Genomic DNA, 21,598 nt, shown 5'->3' with positions numbered 1-21,598 from the left:
TGTGAGGAGATGCTATGAAGAAGCGATTATTTCCGCTTGCAATAATCTGTTTGCTTACCATGACCGCGCTGCTGGCACCACTAGCGAGTGCAGAAGGTGCGAGCTTGACGGTTTCTGCACAAGTAGACCAACATACGAGGACTGTGACGGTTAGCGGTAACATCTCAAGTGGAGCGGGGCAGCAGGTGTCGGTAGTCGTGACAGGTCCGTCCGGCCATGTGGATTATATCGATCAGTCGATCAGCGCGAATGACGGGAGCTATACGTTCCAATACATGCTGGATGATGACGAGAGCGGAACGTATACAGTTAAGGTGGGTGGCAGCGGAGTAAGCAGTCCAGCGGCAACTACGTTTACGTATGCGGCGCATGGCGGGGCGGCTGAGGTAACAGGAATCACCGTATCGCCTGAAACGCTGATGTTGGATACGGAGGATGTGACATCCGCGGCATTAACTTGGGTGATCAGTCCGCCAAATGCGGCGAACAAACAGGTGGAGTGGAGCTCATCCGATGAATCCGTGGTGAAGGTTAGTCCGTCCGGCGTGGTGACGGTACAGGGAGCAGGCACTGCGATCATTACCGTTACGACGAAGGACGGCGGTAAGCAGGATACGGTCCATGTAACGGTAAAGGATGCAACAGCACCAACGGTACCGATGAATTTGCGAGGGACGGCTGCGCGAAGTGTCGTCACCTTAAATTGGCAGGCTTCAACAGATAATGTTGAGGTGACAGGCTATGTAGTGGAAGTATGGCAGGGGAATAAGCTTCTAAAGACGGTTCCTGTTACCCATACGGCCTTTACGGACAGGGGCTTAAAGTCGGGTACGACCTATTCGTATCAAGTGAAGGCCAAGGATGGCGCGGGGAATGTTTCCGAAGCAGCGAGACTGGATGTAAAAACCAAACGTTCTAGCAGTAACGGTGTATACATGCCGCATACGGGCGACAATACAGGAGACAACCCAGGAGACAACCCAGGAGACAATCCAGGCTGGCATATCGTGGATGAAGAAAGCTTGAACCCATCCGATCCAAACAGCCATTTCGTCCTTGTAGATGTCCCGTACGGGAAAGATCAGGTGCTGCTGCCGCATAAAGCGGCAGAGCTTATAGGAAGCAACCGTTTGTTGATCCAGAGCGGACAATTGACGGTAACTATACCTTCAGAAGTATTGGCTGAACTTCTGCAGCTCGTAAGCAGTGAGGAGCATGAAGATGCTCAGATCTCGTTCCTATTCGAGCAAGGCAACCGGCAGGACGCTGACGTAATGCTGCCAATTGGTCAAAACGGAACAACGATGAGAATAGCCGGTCAATTAGTGCATTTTGACCTCGGGATTATGGCGAAGGATGGCGTTACAAGGAGGCTGTCCCATTTCTCCGAACCGATAGAGGTAATCTTCAGCTACGATGAGGATGCGGACAAAAATTTGCTCGGTGTCTACTATTACAACGAAGAGTCAGGTGAATGGGAATATATCGGCGGGGATCTTAACGAGGAACATAACCGAATCGCTGTGAATCTAACTCACTTCAGCATGTACGCCGTGCTGGCATACGATAAGATTTTCGACGATGTTCCTGCAGACTACTGGGCGAGCCGGACGATTCGAACGCTTGCGGCCAAGCATGTGATCAGCGGGATTACAGATACAGAATTCGCGCCGCAGCAGGAGGTGAGCCGTGCAGAATTCACGGCCCTGCTGGTCCGTGCGCTGGGGCTAAAGGATGCAGCGGATTTGAATCAACAGCTGTTCAAGGACATCCCATCCGGAGCATGGTATGCCGTCGATGTAGCGGCTGCCTATGAAGCAGGTGTCATCAGCGGCAGATCGGAGGACGTCTTCTTGCCGAATGCGAACATCACGCGCGAGGAGATGGCAGCCATGCTCGTCAGGGCTTATGAAGCTGCCAGCGGGAAGCCAACAAGAGGCAGCGCGGCAGGTTATGATGATCAAGATGAAATCGCTGCATGGGCAAAAGGTTATGTGAACCGGGCGGCCGCAGCCGGGCTGATGACCGGGGCAGGCAATCATCGATTTTCACCGAAAGCATTCGCGACTCGAGCCGAAGCGGCACAGGCGATCTATAATCTGCTCACGCAATTGCAAGACTAGAGAGCAGATCATGAATCCATTAGAGGGAACCCGTCTTACAGCGGGTTCCTTCGCTATGAGTATAATCTAACGCGCACAGCATTCAAGAAGCCGCGGGTCTGTCGTAAAGACCCACTGTTAATATATGTCTCTATTTATCCGGACGGGATTTGTCCTGATACCACTTTCTTAGCAGATGGATATGAGCTGATGATAGCGGCTGTAGTCAGCCATATGCCACAATCCCCAACGAAAGGTTGCTTGCTTTTCATTTTCGTGACCGAAAGTGACAACTTGATCTTGACCCGCATTTTTATTTGAGCACATGTGTCCTTCAACAAGTATCACATCATCATAATTAGACATCAGCGTGTCCAATGACACCCCTTTGACCATCGGAAGCTTATGATTGGCATCGATCATGGGGCCATGTTGTGTGGTTTTCATAGTCCTTGCTAGTTTCAAAAGCAGCATCCTTACTTACAGCAACCGAACGGACCGAACGGGCAAGATAGGACACCCTTTACTCAACTTGAACCAATTGATCTTCTCCGATGTATTGATATTGAACTTTTTCGTTTTCGATATATACTTCAAACGTGCCAGTCTCTGGATCGAATCCAACACTGTCTGTAATACCGAGCGCTTTGTTAACTTGGACACTCATAATCTGACCATCCACCATTTTATAAATGACTTTTTCAGCGATGGTCCCCGAAGAGGTAACGACTTCATGGTTTCCGTCTTCGCCAAGGTCCGTAATAAACAGCCCGCCATACACCACTATAGGCATCTTCATATGATCGTCTGTGTTTGAGAAGATATAATTGACCATACAGTTTGCACCGCATAAGCCGCTGACGATATTCATTTCTTCCCCAAAAACTTGATCTTTCGCAGCGGAAATTTCAGGCAGATAGTGCTCCTCTCCGATCTCTCCCAACTCATGGATGGTATCTTCTTGGAGCTGTCCCAAGAATAATGCCGTCCCCTCGCTTTCTCTGGCGTATACAATGATGTTCTCGTGGAGACGAAGCTTTTCTGCTGATGGATCGGTTTTAATTTGTTTGACATGTACTTCAGCCTCTTTGGCAGCTGTATAGTCGAGAGTTACGCTTTGAGGAAGCTGTTTTTGTGATTTTTCGCGGTCAGTGGAATTTTGTTCCAGCAACTCCGTATCGCTCATGTGGGTAGGAGGATGGTTTAAGTCACTCACTTTCGAAGACGCATTGCCCCCGGAACAAGCCGTCATGATCATCATTATGGAAAGCAGCAGTGCGGATTGTATATATCGCATAAGGACTCTCTCCTTTTTGAAATCTAAAGCCCGTTTCATACAGGTCAGGCAGTATCAATATATAGACGAAGGGAGGAAGAAATTAGTTAGAGTTATTGTGGTTGACTCTTGTAGGATCAATTAGATAATAATAGAACCCTTTTACCAACTGAATATTCACATAATGTTCACTTACGACCGGATTCTTCTCATTGCTATAATTCATCTACTTGTGATGAAGAGAGGATGAAGGAAATGCCAACAACGAAGAAAGAGCAGCTTTATTTTGGTTTTATGATGTGTTTCAGGATGGTTACCGTGATGACAGTGTATAATTTGATCATTAATGGGTTGATGGGGGAAGTCTCGTTTACGAAAGTGCTGTTCCAATTTGTGATTGGATTCATGATCGCTTATGTACTGGAGCTATTTATTGTGGGGCCTGCGGCACGGAAAATTGCATTTTCAATGCCTTTCGCTAAATCGAGCAAAATAGGGATGGTGCTTTCGATGTCCATTTGCATGGTCGTAGGTATGGTTGTGATGATGTCGTTTTTCGGTTTAGGGACATCCTACTTTGCAGGCAATCTGGATTCGAATCAACTCGCGGTTACTTATTTGCATAACGTTATGATGAACTTTATTGCGGCGCTTCCGCTGCAGCTTTTGATTATGGGACCGATCGTTCGATATGTATTTAATCGATTTGTTAAAGAGTTGGGGTTCGTAAAGACGGTTTAATGGTCACGGTTATTATTATTGTTTAACTTAACAACTTAGATTAAGGACACAGGACATGCGTATCTTTCGTGAGATACAGCATGTCTTTTTTGTTTTCACGGGCGATTTTAAAAAGCAAGCATTGCGCATCCATCCGCTCAAGTGCTTTAATGGAACTGAGCACTTCATGAGAAAACAAAACAGTATTTTCGGTTTGGTTTTATAAGTCGGCGCATACTATATATTTTAGCAGCAAAAAGGGGCGAATGAGATGGGAACAGATATGATGACTGCGGCTGTATTGAACAAGCCGTTGGATATGGAACTCATGCAGGTACCTATACCGAATCCGAAGGAGGACGAAGCTCTAGTTCGAGTATACTGCATAGGCATTTGCGGCTCGGATGTTCATTATTACGAACACGGAAAAATTGGCCGCTATGTGGTTGAATCCCCACTTATTCTTGGACATGAGCTTGCGGGTGAAGTCGTTCAGGTGGGAAATCAAGTTAGTCATGTTGCGGTGGGTGATCGTGTGGCGGTAGAGCCGGGAGTGACTTGCGGGCGATGCGCTTACTGCAAATCCGGACGCTATAATCTGTGCCCTGACGTCGTCTTTATGGCGACACCGCCGGTGAATGGTGCTTGGGCGGAATACGTCACGATTCGCAGTGATTTCTTGTTCAAGCTGCCGGATGGCATGAGCTTCGAGCAGGGAGCGCTCTTGGAGCCGCTGTCCGTCGGGATGCATGCGATGAAGCGGGGGAGAGTCAGTCCGGCTGACCGCGTACTGGTCACGGGGCTCGGGCCGATCGGTTTATTGGCGGCGCAAGCCGCACAGCTGTACGGTGTAGGCGAAATCTACGGCAGCGACGTTGTTCCGTTTCGTCAGCAGCTGGCCAAGGAAATTGGCGTGAAAGGTGTTTTCGATCCGAGCAAGGAGAATGTGAAGGAGCGAATTGAGCAATTAACCGAGGGAGAAGGCGTTGACGTTATCGTGGAAACGTCAGGAAACGCTCGGGCCATCAGTGACGCAGTGACAACGGTGAAGCGAGGCGGCCGTATTGTATTCGTTGGACTCCCCGCCCAAGATGAAATTTCCATTCATATGAACCAGCTGATTGATGCAGAACTGGATGTGTATGGCGTATTCCGTTACGCCAACACGTATCCGGCAGCGATTCAGGCACTGCAGCAGGGAAAAGTCGATATCGAGCAGGTGATTACGCACCGATATCCGCTGTCTCGCATAAAGGAAGCCGTAGAGATGGCAAGAACGCAGAAAGATACGAGCATTAAAATTATGATTTATCCCCAAATGAAGGATTGAGTCTCTCTGGCAGTATTCGCAGGTACACGGGTTCTAGCAGTGAAATATCGTGTTATTTTATATTGATTTTGTTGGATGGCATTACTGCCATCCTATATTAATATAGAGGTATTAACGGATCTTGAGGTGATAGGATTGAAAAAGAAATTTCATTATACTCCACCGCAGAACGGTTATCCGGAGTGGAATAACAACCCCGAGATTTTTCAACTGAACCGGATGGAAGCGCATTCGACACTGATGCCGTATCGGACGCGGGAAGAAGCACTGGCGGGAAGACGTTATGCCTCGGATTACTTCAAAAGCTTGAACGGAACGTGGAAATTCAGCTTTGCCGAAAATCCGGAGCAGCGCATTCGCCATTTTTACGAAGCGGATTACGATTGCAGTTCTTGGGATGAAATCCCGGTTCCGTCGCATTGGCAGCTGCAGGGCTACGACTACCCCCAGTATACGAATGTGACCTATCCATGGACGGGAAAAGAGGACATTCAGCCGCCGTTCGCGCCTGTAAATTACAATCCCGTAGGCTCTTACGTTCGTACATTTGCGGTGCCTGATACTTGGCAGGGATTGCCTGTGTACATAAGCTTCCAGGGCGTAGAATCGGCCTTTTATGTATGGCTGAACGGGGAGCTCGTCGGATACAGTGAAGACACGTTTACGCCGGCAGAGTTCGATCTGACGCCGTATCTTCAAGAAGGTGAGAACAAGCTCGCGGTGGAGGTGTATCGATGGTGCGATGCAAGCTGGCTGGAGGATCAGGACTTTTGGCGGCTGAGCGGTATTTTTAGGGACGTTTATCTATATGCAACACCGAAAGCACACATTTATGATTTCTTCGCCGTTCCGCACCTGGATGAGAACTATGAGCATGCACAACTCGAAATAAAAGGGCTCGTCATGAATGCGCTTGGCTTGGAGCTTGGCAGTCTAACGGTAGGAGCCGCTCTCTATGATTCGAATCAAATCCCGGTCTGGGCCGCTCCCGTCGCGGTGACGGTGCCTATCGGTGGAGAAGAAAAGCTGGAATGGAGTTTAAAGGCGCCTGTGCGAAGTCCACAGAAATGGAGCGCAGAGTCGCCGGTACTTTATACGCTGGTGCTGGAGCTGAAGAACGAAGCGGGAGAATCGGAGGAATTTATCAGCTGCAGGGTTGGCTTCCGTTCCTTTGAGATCAAAGATAAGCAGATGATGATAAATGGCAAGCCGATCATGTTCAAGGGGGTAAACCGTCACGAGTTTCATCCAGAGCGGGGTAGAGCTGTCACTTATGAGGACATGGTACGGGATATCCAGCTCATGAAGCAGTATAACATGAATGCGGTTCGGACATCGCATTATCCGAATCATCCGCTTTGGTATGAATTATGTGACGAATACGGTCTATATGTGATCGACGAGACGAATTTAGAGACGCACGGTTCATGGACATATGGTCAGAAGGGACTCGGCGGGGCGATTCCGGGCAGCAATCCGCAGTGGACGGCGAACGTGCTGGATCGCTGCAATTCGATGTTTCAGCGCGATAAGAATCATCCGTCCATCGTCATCTGGTCGCTGGGCAATGAATCGTTCGGAGGAGACAATTTTCTCTACATGAAGCAATTTTTGAAGGAGCACGATCCTTCACGTATCGTGCATTACGAGGGTGTGTTTCATTATCGACCGTCGGAGGATGCCTCGGAAATTGAAAGCCAAATGTACTCCTCCGTGCAGCAGGTGGAGCATTACGCCAGGAATAACCCGCAGAAGCCGTTCATTCTGTGCGAGTACAGCCATGCGATGGGCAATTCGAACGGCAATCTGTTCAAGTATTGGGATCTGTTCTATCAATATGACGTCCTGCAGGGCGGATTTATATGGGATTGGATCGATCAATCAATCATCGCGTATACCGACGAAGGTCAGCCTTACTTTGCTTACGGAGGAGATTTCGGCGATACGCCGAATGACGGCAACTTCTGCGGCGACGGCATTATTTTTGCAGATCGTACCGTTTCTCCTAAAATTTTCGAAGTGCAAAAATGCTATCAAAATGTCTGGTTCGAGGCGGTCGATCTGGCCAAAGGCATCGTGAAGCTGACGAACCGTCATTTGTTTACGAATACGAACGCATACGATGTGTATTGGGAAGTGTGGAAGGAAGGCGCTGTTTTGCAGTCAGGAACGTTGATTGCAGATGTAGAGCCACTTCAGAGCGGGAAAATCGCGATTCCGTTTACACTGCCAGGGAAAGCAGATGCGCAAGGTGAATACCTGCTGAATGTGAGCCTGAGGTTGAAGCAGGATACGCTGTGGGCTGCTGCGGGATATGAAATCGCATGGGAGCAGTTCAAACTGCCCGTATCCGCTAAGCTTACCGTTCTTCAGTGTGCAAATATTCCACTGACGATAAATGAAAATGACGATCAAGTTACCGTTTCGGGCAGCGGGTTCCAAGCCATATTCGACTGCGGAACAGGCAGTCTAGCATCATATCAAGTACAAGGCACGGAGTGTCTGCAAGGACCTGTCGTACCGAACTTCTGGCGAGCAGTAACGGATAACGATCGAGGCAACAAACTGGATGTTCGCTGTGCAACGTGGCGGGAGGTCAGCTTGAATCGCCATCTATCGTCCGTTCACTTTCAGCAAGAAGTTGGCGGCACAAAGGCTTGTTTCCAGGCATTGTATTCGCTGGCAACTGAGCCTGCTGCATCCACCTGCCAATTGACATATACAGTGACTGGCGACGGTAAAGTGAATGTCCATATGGTGCTCGTCCCAGGTAACGGACTGCCGGAGCTTCCGGAAGTCGGAGTTCGATTCGACATGCCCGCAAGCTTCGAACAGCTCAACTGGTACGGCCGAGGTCCTCATGAGAACTATTGGGATCGGAAGACGGGAGCGAAGGTCGGCATCTATGAGGGTACGGTGGCTGAGCAGATGGTACCTTACTTGAAGCCGCAGGAATGCGGCAACAAAACTGATGTGCGTTGGGCGCAGATCACCAATCAGGATGGCATCGGACTTCGTATCAGCGGCCAACCGACGATCGAGATGAGTGCTTTGCCTTATTCACCGTTTGAACTCGAAGCTCATGATCATCCTTACAAGCTGCCAGCCAGCGGTAAAACGGCCGTACGTATCCATTACAAACAGATGGGCGTCGCCGGTGACGACAGCTGGAACGCGAGGACACATCCGGAGTTTACATTGTATGCGAACCGAACATACGAGTATTGTTTTGTTTTGGAAGGAACGAAATGAATGGGTAATTCATTTTGTAAGTAATAACAACAAGTGGAATCGAGTGTATAAAAAAATACGGCCTGCTCCAGTTTGAATGGAGCAGGCCGTATTCCGTATGATTTACGGCATCGGCGTAAAAAAGTTTTGAGTATAATAAACATCATAATTGCTGCCCTCTACGAAGACGACCCCGGTACCCAATTTCGCCGTTTCACCCAGCACATTTTCGCGATGGCCTGTTTTCGAATTCATCCAATCAGCATGGGCTTGCATAGCATCCACTTGGCCAGCGGCAATGTTTTCCGCGGCAAGCATATAGTCAATCCCGCCATTCTCCATGCGTTCGAAAGGATCAACGCCATCCGGATTCGTATGATCGAAAAAGCTGCGGACGCCCATATCCTTGCTGTGCTTCTTAGCAGTGGCGGCGGCTTGATCGTCCCATTCGAAAATTGGCAAATTCCGCTTGACTCTTTCTACATTGGCAAAATCGAATAGCTGCTTCTCATAGGCCGCTTCCACTTGAGTAGAGCTAGTTCCGTAGAAGCCTGACATTGCTTTTTCCGTTTGTTCCTTTACGATTTTAATGCCCATAATTTTTCCGTTTTCATGGATATCGTAATAGAACGTGATGAAGCTTCCGTCGATCAGGTATACACCGGCTTCATCTGATGAATGACTGAGCTGATAATACGTATTCTGCTTTAAGATTGAATCAAGCGGCTCTCCTAACAGAGCTTCAATCGTCGCTCTGGAGGTCCCTGCATGAATATCACCGGGTCCTTGCCAGTTTAGAGCATTCGTATAAAGGGCGACAACCGCACCATTTTGAATGCCGAACATCGCAAAATCAGAGAAGTGCTCGTTGTACACATACCAAGTAAACCCGTAATTGCTCGCATCCTTGCGGCTTGGAGGTCCCCAATGCTCCAGCAAATCCGAGGAGGAGTCGCCGATCGATATGCCTCCAATCCCGTATTCGTTGTCCTTTGGTTCGACCTTCGTATTTTCAGGAAGCGGTTGAAGCTGATTCATCCCCGCATCCAAAGTGTTTTTGATAAACTGGATCGCTTCTGCGCGAGATAAATAATCGGCCCCGAAGTAACCCTCTACAGTGGCTGATGTTTTTCCTTTGCTGTACCCCTGTTCCAAAATATATTCGACAGCGCTTGTCCCCGAAAGCTCCTCACCGTCGGCCCACGCGAGCATTTCTGCGACATATGTGCGTGTTATAGGCGAGTTACGGTCCTCTATCGTCTGCATTCCCTGAAGCGGATAATGCATCTCCGCGGCAAAAAGGTATGAACCATCAGCCCAATGACTGGCGCCGGGAGGGGTTTCTGCCTTTACCCCCATGGTGCGGTAGAGCAGCGTAATAAACTCAGCTTCTCCAATCAATGAGTTAGGTTTGAAAGAGCCGTCCAGGAAGCCGGAAGCAATATCGTTCTGCTTCGCCCAGTACAAAGTTTGTTCGGCCCAGTGCCCTTCCGTGTCGGTAAAGGCGCTTTCCGCATCTGCATCAGATACGGGTTGAAATGCTAGTAAATAGATGAGCAGTACGGCCATACACATTTTTAAGGTTTTCACGGTGTCATCTTCCTCTCTCAGACAAGTTGTTCATATACTTTTTGTACATCCATACGATCATGAAAGGAAACCTATGCAGACAACTTTATAATGGATATTTCGACCTTTAAGGAGAAAATCCTTCGTAGGAGAGGTCATCATTTTAACAGCACGACACCACTAGCGATGAATGATGAAATAAGTCGAACCCGTGTGACCCATAAAATTCAAAGAACCGATTTAACTAGAAAATCAAGCGTATTGGCTGGTACGAATGAACCGCCACTTTTTGCATACAAATGTTGTATAGCCCGTGAGAATTCGATAATATTAAATGTAAGAATGAAGAAGGGAGAATATATACTTTTTTCTTTTTTTGCAAAATATTGTAGATTCATAGATTGGCAGAATACGTATGCTTCACAGGAATCATAAATATCATTTTATAGAGAAGCGGTTGCAGGGAAATGGAGGCCAAGAACATGACGTCAAGTGGACAAATATTGGAGCAGATTGTTGATAACGTATCCAAATGCATTTTGGGGAAAAAAAATGAAATTGAGTTGATTATTACAGCGATGTTGGCGGAAGGCCACGTCCTGCTTGAAGATGTACCAGGGACTGGGAAAACCGTTTTAATCAAAGCGCTTTCAAAGTCGATTCAAGGTCAATTCAATAGAATTCAATGTAATCCGGATTTATTGCCAAGCGATGTGACAGGCGTCTCCATATACCATCCGAAAACGGAGAGCTTTGTGTTTAAAGTGGGTCCCGTGATGGCGAATATTTTGCTGGTCGACGAGATTAATAGAGCGACGACGAAGACGCAATCCGCCTTGCTGGAGGCAATGGAAGAAAGGCAGGTAAGTGTAGATGGAGAATGCCATCCGCTGCCCAACCCATTCCTTATGCTGGCTACGCAAAATTCGGTTGACTTTGAAGGGACTTATATGCTTCCTGAAGCTCAGCTGGATCGGTTTATGTTTAAGCTTAGTTTAGGTTACCCCGACGAAGATACAGAGCTGAGAATGGTTCAAAGTCAGAAAAAGGGCCATCCTCTGGATGAGCTGCAGCCTGTAACCGATATGGACACGATACTGCAGATTCAAAAGCAGGTATATGACGTACATATCGATGAAGCGGTAGTAGAGTATGGGGTGCAAATTACGAGAGCGACCCGCACCCATCCTTCCGTTCGTCTAGGAGCGAGCCCAAGAGCTACATTGTCCTTGATTCATGCTTCGAAGGCATTCGCTATTCTTCAAGGAAGAAGCTATGTGATTCCCGATGATTTGAAGCAGCTCGCTCCATCCGTACTGGCGCATCGATTAATTTTGCAGCCGGAGTCGCTGTATAACGGCATTAGTCAGGGGTCCATTATCCAATCTGTTATGGATCAGGTACGGGCGCCTGTACGAATGGAGAGATAAGATGACAGTATATAAAACAGGCGCTGTCGTAAGCGACAAATCCCGTCTGTCTATTGTAGTCATCGTTTGGCTGAGCAGCTTTCTCTTCGTATTATTTCAAGGCGGAAAACTTGCTTTCATGCTGTTTTTGATTGCAACGATTTTGTCTATTTATATCTTAATGGGACGCTGGAGCGGGATTCGCAGCGCGCAGTGCACACGCAGATTGCTGTTGAATGATAAAGACCAAGTCATCCATGCCGGACAGTCCATGCAGGTTGAAGTAGATATTCATATTCCCGGAATGTGGCCCTTGCTTTATGTATTAGTGAAGGATCAACTACGGGCAAATAACGGAGACCGATTTGTTTTCGATTCTACAGTCGTGCCGAATTTCAAAAGAAAAGGAACGCTGAGGTATACGACTCCTCCATTAAGAAGAGGTGTTTATCATTTTGAAGAGACGATCTGCTCCACAGAGGATATTTTTGGATTTCTAGAGCATCAGTCCGCCACGAGAACGGAACAGACGTTCAAAGTGATGCCGAGAACAGTCACGATTGCAAATTGGGAGGCCCAGGACAGGGCTGCCCGAGGCATTCATCATCAAGCGGCATCGACGCAGATGCTGCGGGAAACGACTCAGTTCGACGGTGTTCGCGACTATGTCTATGGAGATCGTCTCTCCAGAATACACTGGGGGGCATCTGCCAAGACAGGCAACTGGAAATCGAAGGAATACGAGAAAGAAGCCATGCCAAGGCTGCTCTTAGTTCTCGATCACAGCAAGGCATCTTATACGAAGGGTGAAATATTCGAAACGGCGGTCTCCACTGCAGCATCGATATTGAAATACGCCTGGAGTAAAGGCATTGATCACAGCCTCTATGTTCATGGACTAAAGCACAAGCCTCACTATATGCCGAAGTTTGGCAGAGGACGGGAGCACTATTCCGCGATGATGGATCAGCTCGTCGACATTCAACCGACAAATGCTGCTTTATTCACCCAAACGATGACGGAATTGCCGGAAATCCTGCTGCACAATTCAATGGTTGTGATCGTAACGGAAAGATCTGATGAACAATTAGCTGATGCATGCCGATTGCTGCGGCTTAAGTCTGCCGCAGTGTGCAGTATCGCAGTAGGTGAAAAAGATTCGAACGTTTCTCAAAAGGGACAGACTGCATCTCAGCCAGGTCTGAATCAAGAGTTTATCGCATACCGGATTGATAGTTTGGAGCAATTGCCCTATGTGTTAGGAGGGCGTTAATGAGATGAATTGGCTTATTTCCTATCTAAAAAAAGACTGGCATCGGAAAGTGGCATCACTGCTTTGGTTTGTTATTTTAATGCAGTATGCCGTATTGCTCGCAGATGTAACCTACAGCGGTGTTTATTATTTATTGACCGAAACCATCTGGGTCATCTATGGCACCTTAATATTATGCACTGCCGTTCAAGTGCTGGCCGGAGGCGGCGGATTTTTGCGTGGAGCGGTGCAAGGGACACTCATCATCCTTGGGTTGGCATTGTATGTCCGGTTTTTGGACTACGATGTATACTCGCGATTAACGTATGGCGCAGTGGATATCGGTGAGGAGAGGTATGTTCTTTTCTGGACCTTTCTTCCTTATGCTATTGGGGCCTGGCTGCTTTATCAGGCCGTTCTGATTTGGGGGACCAGCAAGAAAAAGGTACTCTTCGCGCTGCTCATCAGCATTCTGATCTTTAGTGTCACGGATTCATACAGTCATCTGTATTTATGGGATCAGGTTGGTCTTATTCTGATAGCGGGCTTGCTGCTTGTGATTTTGTTTCATTTCAAACAATTCAGCGAAAAACACCCGAATGGTTGGCGTGATTTGATAGAATATCCGCTTTCGCTTATTGCTCGTATAGGCGTTCTGCTGCTTGTGGTTGCGGCGATCGTTTATTTTACTCCTTCGATTAGACCGACGCTCATGGACCCGTATACCGCGATACAACAATTGCGTGGTATTGAAGTCGTTAAGAGCGGCAAAGGATTCGGCGTTATTGAAGCGGTCGGCGGAGAGAAGAACTACAGGTCCGGTTATTCTCGAGACGACAGCGAGCTGGGAGGCGGTTTCGAATTTGATTATACACCGGTTTTCCAAGTGACGACCGATGAGAAAAGCTACCTGCGCGGGGAGACGAGGTCACTTTATACGGGCAAAGGCTGGGAACTGACCGACAGTGACAGGCATGTATCCCTGCGCGGTTCGCTTTCGGGCCAGGAGCTGCCTGCAGAAGAAGGTATTGACGTCTCCCAAAGGGAAACGATGCAGGTGGAGCAGACGGTTACGGTGCTGACGGACGATGAGACTTATCCGGTTCTATTCGGAGCTTATCCGATGACACGAATCGACATGATCAATCAGGAACCTTCAGGAATGGAGAACTTGTCGATTTCCAGAAAGGATGGCTCGATTCTTTGGACACCTTTGAATGACGAACAGTCTTATCCTGAGACCTATTCGATTGTATCCGAAATACCAGTCATCGATGTCGCTCGCATCCAGCAGGCACCGCTCACTTATAGCAGGCTAAATCAAATGGATGAATATTTGCAGGTGCCGGAATCGCTGCCGGATCGAGTTAGGGAGCTTGCGGCACAATTGACCGAGATGGAAAGCTCCCCTTATGAAAAAGTGAAAATTCTTGAAGCATATTTACAAAATAATTTCACCTATACGAATGAACCGGATTTAAGCAAAGCAGAGAGTGGAGACTTTGTTGACGCCTTTTTGTTTGAACTGCAGGAAGGCTATTGTGACTATTACTCTACCGCACTCGCTATCATGACAAGGACTCTCGGAATTCCTTCTCGATGGGTTAAGGGTTACACATCCGGCCATCTGCAGCAGATGGATCCATATATGAGCATTCCAGAGGAATATATGGTGAACAGTCAAGACACCTCAGGAACTTATACCGTGCTGAATTCGGACGCACATTCATGGGTGGAGGTTTATTTTGAAGGATTCGGTTGGATTCCTTTCGAGCCGACATCGCAGTTCTCTCTGCCGGTTGTTTATAAGGAAGCTGAGAGCGCACTTCCAGAAACCGTCACACCGGAATTGAACCCGCAGCAGGAGTCCGCTGCGAAGGATGCGAATACGAAAGAAGGCAGCACAAATCTATCGATCTATATTAGTTCAGGATTTGTTGTGCTTGCGCTTATACTGGCTGCATTTTTCTGGCGTGCACGCAGAAAAGGCTTTGTTTTCCGACGCTTCGCTTCTGGAAAAGAGCTTGCTAAGGAAACGGACTACAACCGATTGCTCATCTCCGAGTTTGAGAAATGGATTCGATTTGTTCATAAATACGGTTGGAGCTATGAAGAACAGCGTACCGCAAGAGAATTGTCCGTTCTATGGATTGAGCATCGCAGAGATTTAGAGCAGGACATTCAAGATCTCGTGTACTGGTTTGAAAAGGCGAAGTATTCTGGTAATATGCTAAGCGCTCAGGAATGGGAACAGGCAAGGAAAGTGATCGACAAGCTGAAGCAAGCGCTAAAGCCGCCTAAAGCCTCGTAAGAAAGCGGATTTGACAGGCTGTTGAATGTATGGATCGGATGCCTTATCCGAGAATTGCGTTCAGCAGCCTTTGATCTGTTTATCTAGGTGAACAGCACGAAACGGCGCTTTGCAACAAAAAGGACATATATGGTATAGTTTGTCGTATGAAACAGTTGAGGTGACACGGTTTGATCAGAAAATTCATACCTTCCTTGAAGGTTCAAACCGTATTTGATATCCCGATGGAAGAACTGTTCCGTCAGGGCTACAAAGCGGTAATTACAGATTTGGACAACACCTTGGTAGGAGCAAAAGATCCTTTAGCGACGCCGAAGCTGTTGTCTTGGTTGAAAGAGCTGGAATCGGCTGAATTTAAGGTGCTGATCGTTTCCAACAATAACGAAACGAGGGTTGCTACGTTCGCGAATCCGCTGGGTCTGCCTTTTATTCACAGTGCGCGCAAGCCAAGACTCTCTGCGTTCCGCCATGCCTTGAGCATCCTGGGATCTTCTCCGAAGGAGACCATTATGATTGGAGACCAGCTGATGACCGATGTGTTCGGCGGCAACCGGATGGGACTTTACACGGTTTTGGTTGATCCTGTATCGATGGCAGATGAAGGGTTTGGCACCAGAATCAACCGCAGGTTAGAAAAGTTCGTCCGGGCCAGATTAAGAAAAAAAGGCTTGCATTGGGAGGAAAAGCAATGAGCTTGGAACAAAAGGAATCTTGCAGCGGCTGCGGAGTGAAGCTTCAGGCCACGGATTCAAAGCAGCTGGGGTATATTCCTCCTCAGTCATTAGAGAAAGGAAACTCCATCTGCCAAAGGTGTTATCGGATAAAGCATTATAATGAGGCATCTGAAGCCGTTTTGGATGAAAATGATTTTTTGCGAATCTTAAATCGAATTGGCGGGACAGAAAGCCTTGTCGTCAATATTGTAGATTTGTTTGATTTTGAAGGCAGCTTTGTACAAGGTCTGCATCGATTTGTTGGAGGTAACCCGGTCATCCTGGCATTAAATAAGTTCGATCTGCTGCCTAAGGTAACGAATCCGAACAAGCTGGTCAATTGGGTTCAGCAGCAAGCGAAAGCGAACGGCGTCAAGGTGGCTGAAGTGATCATTCTTAGCGCGAAAAAAAATATAGGCTTTGACCGTTTAGTATCCGCAATCGAGCATTATAGAGACGGGCACGATGTGTACGTCGTCGGAGCGACGAATGTAGGGAAATCATCGGTCATTAATCGGATCATCCGCGATTACAGCGAAATGGAAGAGGAATTGACAATCTCTCAATTTCCGGGAACGACGTTGGATATCATCAAGATTCCGCTTGATGATGGAAATTATTTGATCGATACGCCTGGAGTGGTCTATCACTACCGGTTAACGGAAATGGTGCGTAAAAAGGAGCTGCAGGCGCTGCTGCCGCAAAAGCCGATTAAGCCTGCGGTTTATCAATTGAACGAGGAACAGACCCTATTCTTCGGCAGCTATGCACGCTTTGATTTTGTTCGCGGTCCTAGACAATCCTTCACATGCTATGTGGCGAATTCCATCCCGATTCATCGAACCAAGCTGCAAAGAGCGGATGAATTATATGACATGCATAAAGGGGAAATGCTGGCGCCTCCGGATAAGGAAGGGGTAGAAGCACTGCCTCCGCTCAGCAGGCAATCGATCAAAATTCCGAAGGGGAAGTTCAGCGATATTTCGATTTCCGGCTTGGGCTGGATTAAGGTGAACAGTACGGAAGGAGCGGAAATCGACGTCTATGTACCTAAGGGCGTAAAAGTGTCAATCCGCGATTCCATTATTTAGGGATCCTGTTCAGCCAACCCGATTTAGAACAGGTACGGGAGAGGAAGAAACATCTCATGAGCACATTTACGATTCATAGTGAGACGAAGCTGTTCGGTGTATTTGGGGATCCGATCAAGCATTCCAAATCTCCGATTATGCTGAACCGAGCTTTTAGGGAAACAGGCTACGACGGGGTATATACGGCGCTTCATGTCAAGGCTGATAAGCTGGGAGACGCTGTAGCGGGCATTCGTGCGATGAACTTTAAAGGCGCGAATGTAACAATCCCTCATAAAGTCGAAGTGATGCAGTATTTGGATGAGATCGATGATGCTGCCCGTTTTATCGGCGCGGTGAATACGATCGTTAACGATAACGGTGTTTGGAAAGGCTATAATACAGACGGGATCGGATATGTTCGCTCTTTAAAAGAAGAAACGGGTATCCAGCTCTCAGGGAAACAAATTGTTGTACTGGGTGCGGGAGGTGCGGCACGAGGCGTATTATATGCTTTGGCTCAGGAGAAGCCTGCACGCATCGTAATCGCCAACAGAACGCCATCTAAGGCAGCGGAGCTTGCAGAGCATCTGCAGGCTTTTGCAGAAGTGGAGGCAGTCCAGATGGATGAACTGCCTCATATCCTGAAGCAGGCAGATCTTCTGATTAATCATACACCGGTTGGGATGCACCCGAATGTGGAGGACATTCCGATCGATCCGGACCTGCTTACACCAAGCATGATCGTAAGTGATTTGATTTATAATCCATTGAAAACGAAGCTTCTGCAAGAGGCTGAGAAGCGAGGATGCACCACACACGGCGGTCTTGGCATGTTTATTTATCAGGGCGCTTATGCGTTCGAATATTGGACTGGACTCCCGGCGCCGATTAAAGCGATGAGGGAAACCGTATTGGAATCCCTTCAATCATCATGAATAGAATAGAGGTAACCGCATGCTGACAGGAAAACAAAAGAGACATCTGCGTTCACTAGCCCATCATTTAGACCCTATTTTTCAAGTGGGTAAAGGCGGAGTGAATGATCAATTGATCATTCATATTCAAGAAGCTTTGGAAAGAAGAGAGCTGATCAAGGTTTCTATTCTGAACAACTGTTTTGACGATCGGTATGAAATCGCCGATGAATTGGCATCGGGTGCCGGCGCAGAGCTTGTTCAGGTCATTGGCAAGGTCATCATTTTATATAAAGAATCCAAGGAACATAAAACGATTGAACTGCCGTAAGGGAGCGGATACACATTGAATGTGGGGATTATGGGAGGGACGTTTGATCCGGTGCATTTGGGCCATCTGATTGCCGCGGAGCAGGCCCGCTTGGAGGTTGGATTGGATGAGGTATGGTTTTTGCCTTCCAACCTGCCTCCGCATAAACAGCATTCACCCCTTGTTCAAGCTGAGCAGCGATGTCATATGGTAGAGCTCGCCATTGAGAATCACCCCGCCTTCAAGCTTGAACCGATGGAACTAGAGAGAGAGGGGAAATCCTATACGGTAGATACCGCAAAGGAGCTCTTTCAGCGGTTTCCAGAGCACCAGTTTCACTTTATTATCGGTGCGGACATGGTGAACGATCTCCCCCATTGGTTTAAGGTCGAAGAAATTGTGAAATATATGTCCTTTATCGGATTAGAGAGGGCAGGACACACCATGAACCTCCAAGCACTACCCGATTGGCTGCAGCCATACATTCGCACCGCGCCTATGCCTTTCATTGAGATATCCTCGACCGATATTAGGGAGAGGCTGCAAAGCGGAAAAAGTATTCGGTATCTCGTTCCGGATGCAGTATATGATTATATAGAGGAGAATGGATGGTATGGCACATAAAGAATGGATCATGAATTCGGTGCGAGAGCAGATGCCGGAAAAAAGGTGGAGGCATACCGAAGGAGTCATTCAAAGCGCGATCCAGCTTGCGAAGCAGTATGGCTCTGATCCGTCCAAAGCCGAGCTCGCTGCGATCCTGCATGATGTCGCAAAATATTGGCCCGTAGAACGGCAGAGAGAAGTGTTGATTGAATCGGGCTATGCCGAGGATCTCCTTGCATACGACAAGCCACTATGGCACGGTCCCGTCGGCGCCTACGTGGCGCAAAAAGAATATGGTATTGCGGATCAAGACATATTAAATGCAATTCGTTATCATACGTCGGGTCGCGTTGGAATGAGCCTGCTGGAAAAAGTGATCTGCCTTGCCGATTATATTGAACCAGGACGAGATTTTCCGGGGGTCGAGGACATTCGCCGGCTGTCGGCAAGCAGCTTGGAGGAAGCGCTGGTGGAAGGACTTGATGGTACCATTCGATTTTTATTGGAACAGAAACAGATCGTATATCCGATGACGATCTTAGCAAGAAACGCACTGTTGAAAGAAGCAAAAGAAACGAAACATAAATAAATCTTTTCAATGAATAAAGGAGGAAATGCAGCGTACATGAAATCAGATCAATTAATGCAAAAAGTCGTAAAGGCGATTGAGGACAAAAAAGGCCATAACATCGTGACGTTGAATTTACAGGGAATCTCATTAATTGCCGATTATTTCGTGATTTGTCACGGGAACTCCGACACGCAAGTTCAAGCGATTACGAATGAAATTAAGAAAACAGCTGATGCCGAAGGAGTTACGGTAAGAGGGGTTGAAGGTATGGATACCGCTAGATGGGTGCTCGTTGATCTCGGAGATGTCGTTGTCCATGTATTCCATCGCGAAGATCGCGAATACTATAATATCGAGCGTCTTTGGTCGGATGCTAAAGTTGTGGAAACGGTATGAGCTTGCAGGCTGGACAGTATAAAACGCTGAAAGTGAACCGGGAAAAATCGCCTTACGGATATTTTCTCGGAGATGGAGAGCATGAGGTGCTCCTTCATTACTCCGAGATTGAGGGATCCATCGAGATGGGTCAGGAACTTAAGGTGTTCCTGTTCCACGACAGTGAAGACCGGCTCGCCGCGACGATGCGCGAGCCTTTGTTAACGTTGGGAGAGACTGGGCTTCTCACCGTGGTTGATATCCATCCGCGTTTTGGCTGTTATCTGGAAATGGGTCTCAGCAGGCATTTGCTGCTTCCCTACAAACAGCTGCCGGAGGAGCCGGAATACCGCCCTATGACAGGCGATGAAGTATTTGTCACGCTTAGTACTGATAAGCAGGGAAGGATGATCGGCAAGCTGGCCGGTGAGCAGGAGCTTTCTCGTCTAACCTTCCGTGCACCGGATCTATGGAAGAATCAATGGCTGCCGGCCATCGTATATAACACATTGAAAATGGGTTCCTTCGTGCTGGTGGAAGGAGGAAAAATCGGTTTTGGCGCGTTAGGGTTCATCCACGAATCGGAGCGCACAAAACCGCTGCGGATTGGAGAGAAGCTGGAAGTAAGAATTACCTTCGTGCGAGAGGACGGCCGGGTTAACTGTTCCATGAGGCAGCGGAAGGAAAAGAGCCGGGATGAGGATTCAGATCGGTTGTATGAATTTCTGAAAGCTCGTCCTAATGGGGCCATGCCGTACTCCGATGAAACGCCTGCCGAAATTATTAAAGAGCGGTTTCAAATGAGTAAAGGCGCATTCAAGCGCGCGCTCGGCAAGCTGATGAAGGAAGGAAAGGTTGTGCAGAAGGGCAGCTGGACGCATCTGGCTGAAAACGAAGAAGCGGAAGTGAAGCAGTGATGGCATATGAACAATTCGCATACGTATATGACCGATTAATGGAAGATATGCCTTACCGCAAATGGCTGGAGTATGCTCAAGGGGTATGGAACCGGTTGGGTCATATCCAAACGGTTGCGGATTTAGGATGCGGCACCGGAAATGTAGCCATTCCATTAGGAGAGGCAGGTTACCGGGTGTTCGGTGTAGACTACTCTGAGGATATGCTGGCCGTTGCGAATGAAAAGTGGATGTCCGCCGCATCTTCCAGCTCTAAGCTTCACCTTCAGTGGTTGTGTCAGGACATGAGGGAGCTGAGTCTGCCAGAGCCTGTTGACAGCGTGATCTCATTTTGTGACAGCATGAATTACCTGCTGGAAGAAGATGATTTGCTTCAGGTATTCCGCCGCGTCCATGATAGTCTGCGGATTGGTGGCTGTTTTCTGTTCGACATGCATGCTCCTCGACAACTGCAGCTGTATGGAGAATGCCAGCCCTTCGTATACAATGAGGACGACGTTGCGTATATATGGCTGTGCGAATATGATGAGGAACTGCACCAAGTGGATCACGATCTCACCTTTTTCATTCAGCGGGAAGGAAGCACTTGTTTTGAAAGAGTGGAGGAATTTCATACACAGCGGGCCTATCCTTATCCGGTAATCATCTCTTTGCTGCAGCAAGCCGGTTTCCATGACATTGGCTGTTCGTCGGATTTTACGACCCGGCCTCCGCATGAGGCGACCTCCCGCTATTTTTTTGCAGCCTTAAAATAGAGTGGTCCTACGCTTGACAGGGTATCCAATGATTACATATAATCATAGCAAACCAGATGCTAGCAGCATCTTCACAGTCATCCCGATCTAGAACTGCAGCACTCACATATATATGGCTTGGAAGAGGAGTAGTAATTCCAATTTCGTCTTTCAGAGAGCCGGCG

The 21,598-nt window shown here is 47.9% G+C and carries 19 protein-coding genes and 1 other annotated feature (1 of these 20 only partly in view); of the genes, 16 read left to right on the top strand and 3 right to left on the bottom strand.

From position 1 onward, the window contains the following. Nucleotides 1-14: 14 nt before the first annotated feature. Nucleotides 15-2,123, top strand: coding sequence for an S-layer homology domain-containing protein (locus tag ACFPXP_RS21120; RefSeq protein ID WP_379896438.1), 2,109 nt, complete (start codon nucleotides 15-17; stop codon nucleotides 2,121-2,123). A gap of 168 nt (nucleotides 2,124-2,291) precedes the next feature. On the opposite strand, the gene ACFPXP_RS21115 is transcribed toward ACFPXP_RS21120, so the two are convergent. Beyond that, on the bottom strand, nucleotides 2,292-2,549 hold the full coding sequence (locus ACFPXP_RS21115; RefSeq protein ID WP_379896437.1) for a hypothetical protein: 258 nt from the start codon (nucleotides 2,547-2,549) through the stop codon (nucleotides 2,292-2,294). Nucleotides 2,550-2,625: 76 nt separating this feature from the next. Continuing rightward, entirely contained in the window at nucleotides 2,626-3,399 is a 774-nt protein-coding gene (locus tag ACFPXP_RS21110; RefSeq protein WP_379896436.1) for a hypothetical protein, read from the bottom strand. Between the two features lie 234 nt (nucleotides 3,400-3,633). On the opposite strand from ACFPXP_RS21110, the gene ACFPXP_RS21105 reads away from it, so the two are divergent. From ACFPXP_RS21105 to ACFPXP_RS21095, 3 genes are all read left to right on the top strand, one after another. Then, nucleotides 3,634-4,119, top strand: coding sequence for a hypothetical protein (locus tag ACFPXP_RS21105; protein ID WP_379896435.1), 486 nt, complete (start codon nucleotides 3,634-3,636; stop codon nucleotides 4,117-4,119). Between the two features lie 250 nt (nucleotides 4,120-4,369). Continuing rightward, nucleotides 4,370-5,428, top strand: coding sequence for an NAD(P)-dependent alcohol dehydrogenase (locus tag ACFPXP_RS21100; protein WP_379896434.1), 1,059 nt, complete (start codon nucleotides 4,370-4,372; stop codon nucleotides 5,426-5,428). A gap of 135 nt (nucleotides 5,429-5,563) precedes the next feature. Next, complete coding sequence (locus ACFPXP_RS21095; protein ID WP_379896433.1) at nucleotides 5,564-8,680, top strand: glycoside hydrolase family 2 TIM barrel-domain containing protein; 3,117 nt, start codon at nucleotides 5,564-5,566, stop codon at nucleotides 8,678-8,680. 102 nt (nucleotides 8,681-8,782) lie between these two features. Here the strand turns inward: ACFPXP_RS21095 and ACFPXP_RS21090 are convergent, their stop codons facing one another. Beyond that, on the bottom strand, nucleotides 8,783-10,249 hold the full coding sequence (locus ACFPXP_RS21090; protein WP_379896432.1) for a CAP-associated domain-containing protein: 1,467 nt from the start codon (nucleotides 10,247-10,249) through the stop codon (nucleotides 8,783-8,785). Between the two features lie 461 nt (nucleotides 10,250-10,710). On the opposite strand from ACFPXP_RS21090, the gene ACFPXP_RS21085 reads away from it, so the two are divergent. The 12 genes from ACFPXP_RS21085 to ACFPXP_RS21030 all read left to right on the top strand — a co-directional run bounded on the left by ACFPXP_RS21085 (nucleotide 10,711) and on the right by ACFPXP_RS21030 (nucleotide 21,434). Further along, the gene (locus ACFPXP_RS21085) at nucleotides 10,711-11,658 is read left to right on the top strand and encodes an AAA family ATPase (protein WP_379896431.1); all 948 of its coding nucleotides are present in this window, start codon (nucleotides 10,711-10,713) and stop codon (nucleotides 11,656-11,658) included. A gap of 1 nt (nucleotide 11,659) precedes the next feature. Continuing rightward, nucleotides 11,660-12,910, top strand: a complete 1,251-nt coding sequence (locus ACFPXP_RS21080; protein WP_379896429.1) for a DUF58 domain-containing protein — start codon at nucleotides 11,660-11,662, stop codon at nucleotides 12,908-12,910. A gap of 4 nt (nucleotides 12,911-12,914) precedes the next feature. Continuing rightward, nucleotides 12,915-15,200: a transglutaminase TgpA family protein gene (locus ACFPXP_RS21075; protein ID WP_379896428.1), complete on the top strand. Its 2,286-nt coding sequence runs from the start codon at nucleotides 12,915-12,917 to the stop codon at nucleotides 15,198-15,200. 170 nt (nucleotides 15,201-15,370) lie between these two features. Further along, nucleotides 15,371-15,892 carry a YqeG family HAD IIIA-type phosphatase gene (locus ACFPXP_RS21070; protein WP_379896427.1) on the top strand — a complete coding sequence of 174 codons (522 nt, stop codon included), beginning with the start codon at nucleotides 15,371-15,373 and terminating at the stop codon, nucleotides 15,890-15,892. Beyond that, nucleotides 15,889-17,004 (top strand): ribosome biogenesis GTPase YqeH, encoded by a 1,116-nt coding sequence (gene yqeH, locus ACFPXP_RS21065; RefSeq protein ID WP_379896426.1) that lies wholly within the window; start codon nucleotides 15,889-15,891, stop codon nucleotides 17,002-17,004. The genes ACFPXP_RS21070 and yqeH overlap by 4 nt, the downstream gene beginning before the upstream one ends. Nucleotides 17,005-17,060: 56 nt before the next feature. After that, nucleotides 17,061-17,921, top strand: a complete 861-nt coding sequence (gene aroE, locus ACFPXP_RS21060; protein WP_379896425.1) for a shikimate dehydrogenase — start codon at nucleotides 17,061-17,063, stop codon at nucleotides 17,919-17,921. A 19-nt stretch (nucleotides 17,922-17,940) separates the two neighbouring features. Continuing rightward, a complete protein-coding gene (yhbY, locus tag ACFPXP_RS21055) occupies nucleotides 17,941-18,231 on the top strand; it encodes a ribosome assembly RNA-binding protein YhbY (RefSeq protein WP_379896423.1) in 291 nt (96 codons plus the stop codon). Nucleotides 18,232-18,252: 21 nt separating this feature from the next. Then, nucleotides 18,253-18,834: a nicotinate-nucleotide adenylyltransferase gene (locus ACFPXP_RS21050; protein WP_379896465.1), complete on the top strand. Its 582-nt coding sequence runs from the start codon at nucleotides 18,253-18,255 to the stop codon at nucleotides 18,832-18,834. Continuing rightward, nucleotides 18,824-19,405 (top strand): bis(5'-nucleosyl)-tetraphosphatase (symmetrical) YqeK, encoded by a 582-nt coding sequence (yqeK, locus tag ACFPXP_RS21045; RefSeq protein WP_379896422.1) that lies wholly within the window; start codon nucleotides 18,824-18,826, stop codon nucleotides 19,403-19,405. The genes ACFPXP_RS21050 and yqeK overlap by 11 nt, the downstream gene beginning before the upstream one ends. Nucleotides 19,406-19,441: 36 nt before the next feature. Next, nucleotides 19,442-19,783: a ribosome silencing factor gene (rsfS, locus tag ACFPXP_RS21040; protein WP_379896420.1), complete on the top strand. Its 342-nt coding sequence runs from the start codon at nucleotides 19,442-19,444 to the stop codon at nucleotides 19,781-19,783. Continuing rightward, nucleotides 19,780-20,679: a CvfB family protein gene (locus ACFPXP_RS21035; protein WP_379896418.1), complete on the top strand. Its 900-nt coding sequence runs from the start codon at nucleotides 19,780-19,782 to the stop codon at nucleotides 20,677-20,679. The genes rsfS and ACFPXP_RS21035 overlap by 4 nt, the downstream gene beginning before the upstream one ends. Continuing rightward, nucleotides 20,679-21,434, top strand: coding sequence for a class I SAM-dependent DNA methyltransferase (locus ACFPXP_RS21030; protein ID WP_379896417.1), 756 nt, complete (start codon nucleotides 20,679-20,681; stop codon nucleotides 21,432-21,434). The genes ACFPXP_RS21035 and ACFPXP_RS21030 overlap by 1 nt, the downstream gene beginning before the upstream one ends. Before the next feature lie 109 nt (nucleotides 21,435-21,543). Next, nucleotides 21,544-21,598 (top strand) — a binding site (T-box leader) (it continues 173 nt past the right edge of the window).

The sequence above is a fragment of the Marinicrinis lubricantis genome (genome assembly GCF_042658665.1).
Classification (GTDB): domain Bacteria; phylum Bacillota; class Bacilli; order Paenibacillales; family KCTC-33676; genus Marinicrinis; species Marinicrinis lubricantis.
Note: the sequence above shows the minus strand (reverse complement) of the source record. Positions and strands in the feature narration are given on the sequence as shown.

Excerpts from the sequence above, each read along its gene's own strand:
- ACFPXP_RS21080 (WP_379896429.1), top strand. The coding sequence starts at position 11,660 with ATGACAGTATATAAAACAGGCGCTGTCGTAAGCGACAAATCCCGTCTG.
- ACFPXP_RS21085 (WP_379896431.1), top strand. The coding sequence starts at position 10,711 with ATGACGTCAAGTGGACAAATATTGGAGCAGATTGTTGATAACGTATCC.
- ACFPXP_RS21110 (WP_379896436.1), bottom strand. The coding sequence starts at position 3,399 with ATGCGATATATACAATCCGCACTGCTGCTTTCCATAATGATGATCATG.
- yqeH (WP_379896426.1), top strand. The coding sequence starts at position 15,889 with ATGAGCTTGGAACAAAAGGAATCTTGCAGCGGCTGCGGAGTGAAGCTT.
- ACFPXP_RS21035 (WP_379896418.1), top strand. The coding sequence starts at position 19,780 with ATGAGCTTGCAGGCTGGACAGTATAAAACGCTGAAAGTGAACCGGGAA.
- yqeK (WP_379896422.1), top strand. The coding sequence starts at position 18,824 with ATGGCACATAAAGAATGGATCATGAATTCGGTGCGAGAGCAGATGCCG.
- yhbY (WP_379896423.1), top strand. The coding sequence starts at position 17,941 with ATGCTGACAGGAAAACAAAAGAGACATCTGCGTTCACTAGCCCATCAT.
- ACFPXP_RS21115 (WP_379896437.1), bottom strand. The coding sequence starts at position 2,549 with ATGAAAACCACACAACATGGCCCCATGATCGATGCCAATCATAAGCTT.
- aroE (WP_379896425.1), top strand. The coding sequence starts at position 17,061 with ATGAGCACATTTACGATTCATAGTGAGACGAAGCTGTTCGGTGTATTT.
- ACFPXP_RS21120 (WP_379896438.1), top strand. The coding sequence starts at position 15 with ATGAAGAAGCGATTATTTCCGCTTGCAATAATCTGTTTGCTTACCATG.
- rsfS (WP_379896420.1), top strand. The coding sequence starts at position 19,442 with ATGAAATCAGATCAATTAATGCAAAAAGTCGTAAAGGCGATTGAGGAC.
- ACFPXP_RS21105 (WP_379896435.1), top strand. The coding sequence starts at position 3,634 with ATGCCAACAACGAAGAAAGAGCAGCTTTATTTTGGTTTTATGATGTGT.
- ACFPXP_RS21075 (WP_379896428.1), top strand. The coding sequence starts at position 12,915 with ATGAATTGGCTTATTTCCTATCTAAAAAAAGACTGGCATCGGAAAGTG.
- ACFPXP_RS21100 (WP_379896434.1), top strand. The coding sequence starts at position 4,370 with ATGGGAACAGATATGATGACTGCGGCTGTATTGAACAAGCCGTTGGAT.
- ACFPXP_RS21030 (WP_379896417.1), top strand. The coding sequence starts at position 20,679 with ATGGCATATGAACAATTCGCATACGTATATGACCGATTAATGGAAGAT.